The sequence below is a fragment of the Streptomyces sp. GC420 genome, from assembly GCF_009916105.1.
Taxonomy (GTDB): Bacteria; Actinomycetota; Actinomycetes; order Streptomycetales; family Streptomycetaceae; genus Streptomyces.
Map to the genome: position 1 here is coordinate 1 of NZ_JAAAXQ010000318.1, position 9,747 is coordinate 9,747.

Below are 9,747 nucleotides of genomic sequence, written 5' to 3' on the forward strand. Positions count from 1 at the left end.
GCCGACGCACTGCGCGCGCAGGCCGACGCGCTGCGCACCCACCTCGAGACCCACCCCGACCAGAGCCTCGGCGATGTCGCCCACTCGCTGGCGACCACACGCACCCACTTCGAGCACCGCGCCGTGCTGCTCGCCGCCGACAGGGACGAGGTGCTCGCCGGGCTGTCCTCGCTCGCCTCCGGGGACACCCCCGCCGGAGCGGCGGTTGGTACGGTCCGGCCCGGCGAACTGGCCTTCCTCTTCACCGGACAGGGCAGCCAGCGGGCCGGCATGGGCCGCGCCCTGTACGACACCTACCCGGTCTTCGCCGCCGCCCTCGACGACGTCTGCGCCCTGCTCGACAGGCACCTCGACCGCTCCGTCCGGGACCTGATGTTCCTGGCGGAGGACTCCGAGGACGCGGGCCTGCTGCACCTCACCGGATACACGCAGGCCGTGCTGTTCGCCTACGAGACCGCGCTGTTCCGCCTGCTGGAGGACTGGGGTGTCACCCCCGACGTCGTCCTCGGCCACTCGGTCGGCGAACTGGCTGCGGCACACGCCGCCGGCGTCCTCTCCCTCCCGGACGCCTGCGCTCTCGTCGCGGCCCGCGGCAGGCTGATGCAGCAACTGCCCTCCGACGGCGCGATGGTGTCCGTCCAGGCCTCGGAGCAGGAGATCCTGCCCACCCTCGCCGGCCGGGAGGACCAAGTCTCCGTCGCTGCGGTCAACGGCCCGCTGTCCACCGTGCTCGCCGGTGACGAGGACGCCGTGCTCGCCGTCGCCGAGCAGTGGCGTGAGCGGGGGCGCAAGACCAAGCGACTGCGCGTCAGCCACGCCTTCCACTCGCCGCGCATGGACCCGATGCTCGAGGCCTTCCGCGAGGTCGCGTCCGGCCTCGCCTACGAGAACCCGCGCATCCCCGTGGTGTCCAACCTCACCGGGCGTCTCGTCTCCGCGCGGGAGATCAGCACCCCCGACTACTGGGTGCGCCACGCCCGGGAGGCCGTCCGCTTCCACGACGGCATGCGCGCGCTCGAGGAACGGGGCGTCCGCTCCTTCCTGGAGGTGGGACCGGACGCGGTGCTCGCGGCGATGGGCCGCGACTGCGTGTCCGCGGAGCACGAGGAGGAGACCGCCTTCCTGCCGACGGCGCGGCACGGCCGGCCGGAGGTCTCCGCACTGCTCGGCGCGCTCGCCGAACTGCATGTCCGCGGTACCACCGCGGACTGGCGCCGTATGACGACCGGCTGTGGCCGCCGCCGCGTCGCCCTGCCCACGTATGCCTTCCAGCGCCGCTCCTACTGGCTGCAGGCCCCGGAGCGTACGGGCGCCGACGTCGGCTCGGCGGGACTCGCGCCGATCGATCACCCGCTGCTCGGCGCGGTCGTACCACGTGCCGAGGCCGGGGAACTCATCCTGACCGGGCGGCTGTCCGCGCAGACCCAGCGCTGGCTCGGCGACCACCGCGTGCACGACGAGATCGTGGTGCCCGCCGGTGCCTTCGTGGAACTGGCCCTCCAGGCGGGTGCCGAGACGGGCGCCGCACACATCGAGGAGCTGACGCTGGAGTCACCGCTGGTTCTGCCCGCGGACGGCGGGGCGCGGTTCCAGGTCGGCGTCGGAGCGCCGGACGCCGAGGGGCAGCGTGCGTTCTCCGTGCACTCCCGGCCCGAGGACACCGACAGGGACGTCTCCTGGACCCGGCATGCCGCCGGCACCCTCGTCCCGGCCCGTCCCGAAATCCCGTCCGAACTGAGCGCCTGGCCTCCCGCCGGGGCCGCACCGGTCGCCGCCGACGACCGCGAGACGCCCCTCGACCCGGCCTTCGCGACCCTGCGGGAGGCCTGGACCCTGGGCGAGGACCTCTTCGCCGAGGTGGCCCTCGGCGCCGAACACCGCGACGGGGCCGCCCGCTTCGCCCTGCATCCCGGCCTGCTCGACGCCGCCCTGTACGCGCTCGCCGCGAACCGGTCCGGCACCGATCCCACCGCGGTGTGGCTGCCCACCGAGTGGAAGGGCATCGCCGTGTACGCGGCCGGAGCGGAGACCCTGCGGGTCCGGATCACCCCCGCCGCCGGAGCAGCCCGGACCGGTGCGGCCGGTCCCTTCTCGCTCACCGTGGCCGACGGCGCGGGACTGCCGCTCGCCACGGTCGAGGCCGTCACCCTGGCCCCCCTGTCCGAGGAGGCGGTAGCCCGCGCGGCCGGCACACCCGCTCAGGAGCCACTCTTCCAGATCGGCTGGACCGGCCTGGCGCTCACCGCGGGTGACGCGCGGTCCGGCCGGTGGGCCGTGGCGGGAGACGCCGACCTCGGCCTGGCCACCGCCCTCACCACCGCTGACGCGGGAGTGGTGGTCCACCCGGACATGACCGCGCTGATCGAGGCGGCCGGTTCCGCCGCCCCCGAGGTGGTCCTCGTACAGTGCCCCACGCCGGCGGTCGCCGGCCCGGCCGGTGAGGTCGCCGAAGCCGTTCGCACCGCTGTCGGGGACAACCTCGCCCGGGTGCGGTCCTGGCTGGAGGACGACCGGCTCGCCGGCTCCCGGCTGGTGCTCGTCACCCGAGGAGCCGTGGCCACTGGCACGGCGGGCGACGACCCCGATCTGGTGGGCGCCGCGCTGTGGGGCCTGCTGCGGTCCGTGCGCGCCGAGTACCCCGGCCGGGTCGGCCTGCTGGACCTGGGCCGCGAGCGGGAGTCGCTGCGCTCGCTGCCCGCCGCGCTCGCCTCCGGGGAACCCGAACTCGCCCTGCGCAACGGCGCCGTCCTGGTTCCCCGGCTGCAACGGCCGCGGATCCCGGCCGGCCCGGCTCCCGCGTGGGAGTCCGGCGGTACGGTGCTGATCACCGGCGGCACCGGCGGGCTCGGCTCCCTGGTGGCCCGTCACCTGGCCGCCGAACGGGGCGTGCGCCATCTGCTCCTGGTCAGCCGCGGCGGTGCCGAGGCCGAGGGCGCCGCCGAACTCGCCGCCGGTCTCACGGCCCTGGGCGCCGAGGTGACCGTCGCGGCCTGTGACGTGGCCGACCGGGACGCCCTTGCCGCGCTGCTCGCCGGCATCCCCGACGAGCATCCGCTGACCGCGGTGGTGCACGCGGCCGCCGTCCTGGACGACAGCGTCGTCGCCACGCTGACCCCGGAGCAGATCGATCGGGTGCTGCGGCCCAAGGTGGACGCGGCACTGAACCTGCACGAGCTGACGAAACATCAGAAACTCTCCGAATTCATCCTGTTCTCCTCCGTGATCGGCACGGTCGGCAACGGCGGCCAGGCCGCCTACGCGGCGGCCAACGCCTTCCTCGACGGTCTCGCCCACCGACGCAGGGCCGAAGGGCTGCCCGCCCTCTCGCTCGCCTGGGGACCGTGGGCCCACGAGGACGGGCTGATCCGGGGCCTCGGCGACGCCGACCGGGCACGGCTCCGCCGCCTCGGCCTGCGGCCGCTCGGCGTGGACGAAGGGCTCGCCGCGCTCGACACGGCCCGCGCGGTGGAGGCGCCCGTCGTCGTCCCCGCCCGCTTCGACCGCGCCGCCCTGCGCACCAGGGCGGCCGAGGAGGAACTGCCCGGTGCCCTGCGCGGCCTGGTCACCCTGCCCAGGCGCCGGGCCTCCACCGCGCAGCCGCACCCCGTGACCGGCACGCCCGCCACCGGCCTCGCCCGGCGGATCGCGGACCTGTCCGGGGACGCTGCCGAGCGGCTGGTGGACGAGGTCGTCCGCACCCAGGTCGCCGCCGTCATGGGCTACTCCTCCCCGGACGCCGTCGATGCCTCCCGTACGTTCAAGGACCTCGGCTTCGACTCCCTCACGGGCGTGGAACTGCGCAACAAGCTGAGCGCGGCGGCCGGAATCCGGCTGCCGGCCACGCTCGTCTTCGACCACCCCACGACCGCGGCCGTCATCGGCTACCTGCGCTCCGAACTCCTGCACGAGCGGCTGAGTCCCGCCGTTCCGCAGGTCCCGGCCACCGTCGCCGCCGATCAGGACCCCGTCGTCATCGTGGGGATGGGGTGCCGGTATCCGGGTGGTGTGGGGTCGCCGGAGGATCTGTGGCGGCTGGTGGAGTCGGGCGGGGACGCGATCTCGGGGTTCCCGGTGGATCGTGGTTGGGATCTGGAGGGGTTGTACGACCCGGAGGGGGAGCGTGCGGGGACGTCGTACACGCGTGAGGGCGGGTTCCTTCACGAGGCGGCGGAGTTCGATGCGGAGTTCTTCGGTATCTCGCCGCGTGAGGCGCTGGCGATGGACCCGCAGCAGCGGCTGCTGCTGGAGGTGTCCTGGGAGGCTCTGGAGCGCGCGGGCCTGGACCCGGACTCGCTGCGCGGCAGCCGCACCGGCGTCTACACCGGAACGTTCATGTTCCGTGACGACACCGCGGAACAAGGAGGCGCCGAGGGCCAGCGGATGACCGGCAGCGCGGCCAGCGTGCTGTCGGGCCGCGTGTCGTACACCCTGGGCCTGGAGGGCCCCGCGTTGACGGTGGACACGGCGTGTTCGTCGTCGCTGGTGGCGTTGGACATGGCGGTGCAGGCCCTGCGCCGGGACGACTGCTCCATGGCGCTGGTGGGCGGTGTGACGGTGATGTCGACGCCGGGCACGTTCGTGGAGTTCAGCCGGCAGAAGGGGCTTTCCGCGGACGGCCGGTGCAGGGCGTTCGCGGCGTCGGCCGACGGTACGGGCTGGGCCGAGGGTGTGGGCGTGCTGGTGGTGGAGCGGTTGTCCGACGCGCGGCGGCTCGGTCACCGGGTGCTGGCGGTGGTGCGGGGCAGTGCGGTCAACCAGGACGGTGCGTCCAATGGTCTGACCGCGCCGAACGGTCCGTCGCAGCAGCGGGTGATCCAGCGGGCCTTGGCGGGTGCGGGGTTGGCCGCGCACGAGGTGGACGCGGTCGAGGCGCATGGCACGGGTACGCGGTTGGGTGACCCGATCGAGGCGCAGGCGCTGCTGGCCACCTACGGCCGGGGCCGTGAGGGTGAACCGCTCTACCTGGGGTCGATCAAGTCGAACATCGGCCACACGCAGGCTGCGGCGGGTGTCGGCGGCGTGATCAAGATGGTGATGGCGATGCGGCACGGTGTGCTGCCGCGCACTCTGCATGTGGACGAGCCGACCCCGTTCGTGGACTGGGAGTCGGGCGCGGTGGAACTGCTCACCGAGCAGCGGCAGTGGCCCGACACCGGCCGCCCCCGCCGTTCCGCCGTGTCCGCGTTCGGTATCAGCGGGACCAACGCGCACGTCGTCCTCGAACAGGCCCCCGCCGAAGACCCCGCCACCACCGACACCGCCACCGACACCGCCACCGACACCGCCACCGACGGCGGCACCGACGGCGGCACCGACGGCGGCACCGACGGCGGCACCGACGGCGCCACCGGCACCGGCCCCCGCCCGGCGGTCCTGCCGCTGGTGCTGTCCGCCAAGTCGCCACAGGCGTTGGCCGAACAAGCCCGCCGACTCCGCGCACACCTGGAGACGGCCGGCGAGGTGGACCTGCCGGACCTCGCCTACTCGCTGGCCACCACCCGGACGGCGTTCGACCACCGTGCCGCGCTCCTCGCCGACAACCGCCAGGAACTGCTGGAGGCCCTGGACGCGCTGAGCGTGGGCCGATCGTCCGCCCGGCTCGTCACCGGCGGGCCGGTGAGCGGCAAGGTGGCCTTCCTGTTCACCGGCCAGGGCAGCCAGCGGCCGGGCATGGGACGCGAACTGCACAACTCCTTCCCTGTGTTCGCCGAGACCTTCGACGCCGTGTGCGCCGAACTCGACCGGCACGTGGGGCGCTCGGTACGGGACGTGATCTTCGCGGACCCGGAGGATTGGGAGGGGCCGCTGCTGCACCAGACGGTGTTCACACAGGCCGGCCTGTTCGCCCTCGAAGTGGCCCTGTTCCGGCTGGCCGAGAGCCTGGGACTGCACGCCGACTACGTAGCCGGTCACTCGATCGGTGAACTCGTGGCCGCCCACGTGTCGGGCGTGCTGTCCCTCGGCGACGCGGCGGCGCTGGTCGCGGCTCGCGGCAAGCTGATGCAGGCCCTGCCGCAGGACGGCGCCATGGTCTCCGTCCTCGCACCCGAGGACGAGGTCGCGACGCTGCTGGCGGGGCGCGAGCACGAGGTGGCGATCGCCGCCGTCAACGGGCCCGCCTCCGTGGTGATCTCCGGTGACATGCTGGCCGCGCTCGCCGTCGCCAAGGAACTGGAGAGCCGGGGCCGCAAGACCCGGCGGCTCAACGTCAGCCACGCCTTCCACTCGCCCCGCATGGACCCCATGCTGGACGATTTCCGTGCCGTGGCCGAACGGCTCGCCTTCGCGCCGCCGGTCATCCCGATCGTGTCCAACGTGACCGGCGGGCTCCTGACGGCCGAGGAGGTCTGCTCACCGGAATACTGGGTCCGGCACGTGCGCCAGGCCGTCCGGTTCAACGACGGAATCCGTACGCTCCAGAACGCCGGCGTCACGACGTTCGTCGAACTCGGTCCGGACGGCGTGCTGTCGGCCATGGGCCGGGACTGCGTCGTGGACGCTGAGGGGGCGGAACCGGCATTCGTCCCCCTGCTGCGCAAGGACCGCACGGACACCCTTGCGATCGCCCACGGTCTGGCACGGCTGCACGTCAGGCACCTGAGCCTGTCGTGGGACGCGCTGTTCGACGGCTCCGGCGCCCACCGGGTCGAGCTGCCCACCTACGCCTTCCAGCGCAAGCACTACTGGGCCAGGCCCACGGCCCGCACCGCCGATGTCGGCGACGCGGGGCTGTCCCCGGCCGATCACCCGCTGCTCGGCGCGACGCTGACCCGGGCCGACACCGACGAGACCGTCCTCACCGGTCGGCTCTCCCTGCGGACCCACCCCTGGCTGGCCGATCACGCCGTGCTGGGCCGGGTACTGGTGCCGGGCACCGCCTTCGTGGACATGGCGCTGCGCGCCGGCGCCGAGGGCGGTGCCGGGGACCTGGAGGAACTCACCCTCGAAGCACCCCTGGTCCTGCCCGAGACCGGCTCCGTGCGGCTGCAGGTGGCCGTCGGAGCACCGGACGAGTCGGGACGCCGTTCCGTCACCATTCACTCCCGCCCCGAGGGCGGGGTCTTCGAGGAGCCGTGGACCCGGCACGCCGACGGCACGCTGGCACCCGGGCAGGCGCCCGCCGGCTTCGACCTGGCGGTGTGGCCGCCGCGCGACGCGCGGCCGGTGGACCTGACCGGCCGCTACGACGACCTCGCCCGTCAGGGCTTCGACTACGGGCCGGCGTTCCAGGGACTGCGGGCCGTCTGGCGCCGGGGCAACGAGGTCTTCGCCGAACTCGCCCTGCCCGACGACCAGAAGGAACAGGCGTCCGCCTTCGGGCTGCACCCGGCCCTGCTGGACTCGGCCCTGCACGCCATCGAGCTGGGGGTGCTGCCGGGCACCGGCGAACCACGACTGCCGTTCGTGTGGAGCGGGGTGCGCCACCACGCCCTGGGCGCGGCGGCGGCACGGGCGCGGCTGACCCCCGCCGGCTCCGGGTCGGTGACCATCGAGGTCACCGACTCGGCGGGCATGCCGGTTGCCACGGTCGAGTCGCTGGCGGTGCGGGCCGTGTCCGCCGAGCAGCTGGGCGCGGCCGGCGGGCGCAGTCACGAGGCGCTGTTCCGGCCGTCCTGGGTCGCGGTGAACGGCGGCACCGAGACGCCGGCCCGGCCCTGGACCGTCCTGGGCGACGACCCGCTGGAGCTGCCCGGCGCCGAACGGTTCATCGATGTGGCGGCACTGAGCACCGCCGTCGCCGCCGGAGCCCCGGTTCCCGCCCTGGCGGTGGCGCCGCTGACGGCACGGGCCCACTCCGTACGGGAGGCCGTGCACGGCGCCCTGAAACTGGCGCGGGACTGGCTCGCCGATGAGCGGCTCGCCGCGTCCCGGCTGGCCGTGGTGACCCGGCGGGCGGTCGCCGCTGCCCCGGACGAGGACGTGCTCGACCTTCCGCACGCCGCCGTATGGGGTCTGCTGCGCACGGCGCAGACCGAGAACCCGGACCGAATCGTGCTGGTGGACCTGGACGCCGACGCCGACGCCGACGCCGGCACCGAGGCCGAGCAGGCGATGGGCAAGGCGCTGGCCGCGCACGAGCAGCAGGTCGCGGTCCGGGCCGGAACCCCGCGTGCCCTCCGGCTGGAGCGGGCCGTGGTCCCGGCCGACGCCTCGGCGCCCTGGGACCCGGACGGTACGGTGCTGATCACCGGTGCCACCGGAGCGCTGGGCGGCACGCTGGCCCGCCACCTCGTCACCGACCACGGTGTACGGCACCTGCTGCTGACGAGCCGCCGGGGCCCGGCGGCCGACGGCGCGGCCGAACTCGCCGCCGGTCTCACGGCCCTGGGCGCCGAGGTGACCGTCGCGGCCTGTGACGTGGCCGACCGGGACGCCCTTGCCGCGCTGCTCGCCGACATCCCCGACGAGCATCCGCTGACCGCGGTGGTGCACGCGGCCGGCGTGCTCGACGACGGCGTCCTGGAGTCGCTGACCCCCGAGCGGATCGACCGGGTCCTGCGGCCCAAGGCCGACGCCGCCTGGAACCTGCACGAGGCGACCCGCGACCTACGGCTGTCCGCCTTCGTCCTCTACTCCTCCATCCAGGGACTCGCCGGTGGCGCGGGCCAGGCCAACTACGCGGCGGCCAACACCTTCCTCGACGCCCTGGCACAGCACCGCAGGTCCCTGGGACTGCCGGCCACCTCGCTCGCCTGGGGACCATGGGCGGAAGGCGGCATGGCGGCCGAACTCACGGAGGCCGACCGCAACCGGTTCGCGAAGACCGGCATGGTCGCGATCACCTCCGCGCAGGGCATGGAATTGTTCGACGCCGCACTCGGGACGGACGCGGCCGCGCTGGTGCCGCTGCCGCTCGACACGACGGCGCTCAGGGCGCTCGGCGCCGACGCGCCGCCCCTGCTGCGCGGCCTGGTCCGGGCACCGGTGCGCCGCGCCGCGTCCGCCGGCCCGGCCACCGGTCAGGCCCCCTCCGGGCCGACCCTCGCCGAGCGGCTGACGGCGCTCACGGCGGACGAGCAGCAGCAGGTCCTGCTGGACCTCGTGTGCGCCGAGGTCGCCGCGACGCTGGACTACGGCGCATCGGACACGGTCGACGCCGCGCGCGGTTTCAAAGAACTGGGTCTGGACTCGCTGACCGCCGTGGAACTGCGCAACCGGATCGGCAAGGCGACCGGGCTGCGGCTGTCCGCGACCCTCGTCTTCGACTACCCGACCCCCGAGGCCGTCGCCGGACACCTGCTGACCGTGCTCGCCCCCGAGCCGCCGACGGCGGCCGCCGACGCACCCGACGAGTCCGAGATCCGCCGCCTGCTCGCCTCCGTCCCGGTGGACAGCCTCCGGCAGGCGGGCCTGCTCGAAGGACTGCTCCGGCTCGCCCGCGACGTCGACGCCCGGGCCGGCGAGCGGAGCGGTGGCTCCGACGAGCCGGAGGACGGCGCCGACCTCATCGACGACATGGATGTCGACGCCCTCATCCGCATGGTCCGCGCCAGTTCCGAGACCTGACAGTGCTGAACGGGAGAAATGATGACGAACAAAGCATCCGACGCTGTGGTCGAAGCGCTGCGAGACTCGCTCAAGGAGAACGCCAGGCTGCGCCGCAAGAACCAGGAACTGGCCGCCGCCGATCAGGACCCCGTCGTCATCGTGGGGATGGGGTGCCGGTATCCGGGTGGTGTGGGGTCGCCGGAGGATCTGTGGCGGCTGGTGGAGTCGGGCGGGGACGCGATCTCGGGGTTCCCGGTG

At 74.2% G+C, this 9,747-nt stretch carries 2 protein-coding genes; both read left to right on the forward strand.

Annotated features, from left to right (window positions below; genetic code table 11):
• Window positions 1-9,507 (forward strand): SDR family NAD(P)-dependent oxidoreductase (locus GUY61_RS40640; RefSeq protein ID WP_398957334.1); only part of this gene is annotated, 9,507 nt, incomplete at its 5' end.
• Between the two features lie 21 nt (window positions 9,508-9,528).
• Window positions 9,529-9,747, forward strand: a 219-nt coding sequence (locus GUY61_RS29390) for a beta-ketoacyl synthase N-terminal-like domain-containing protein (RefSeq protein WP_243766842.1), incomplete at its 3' end; no start/stop codon positions are given.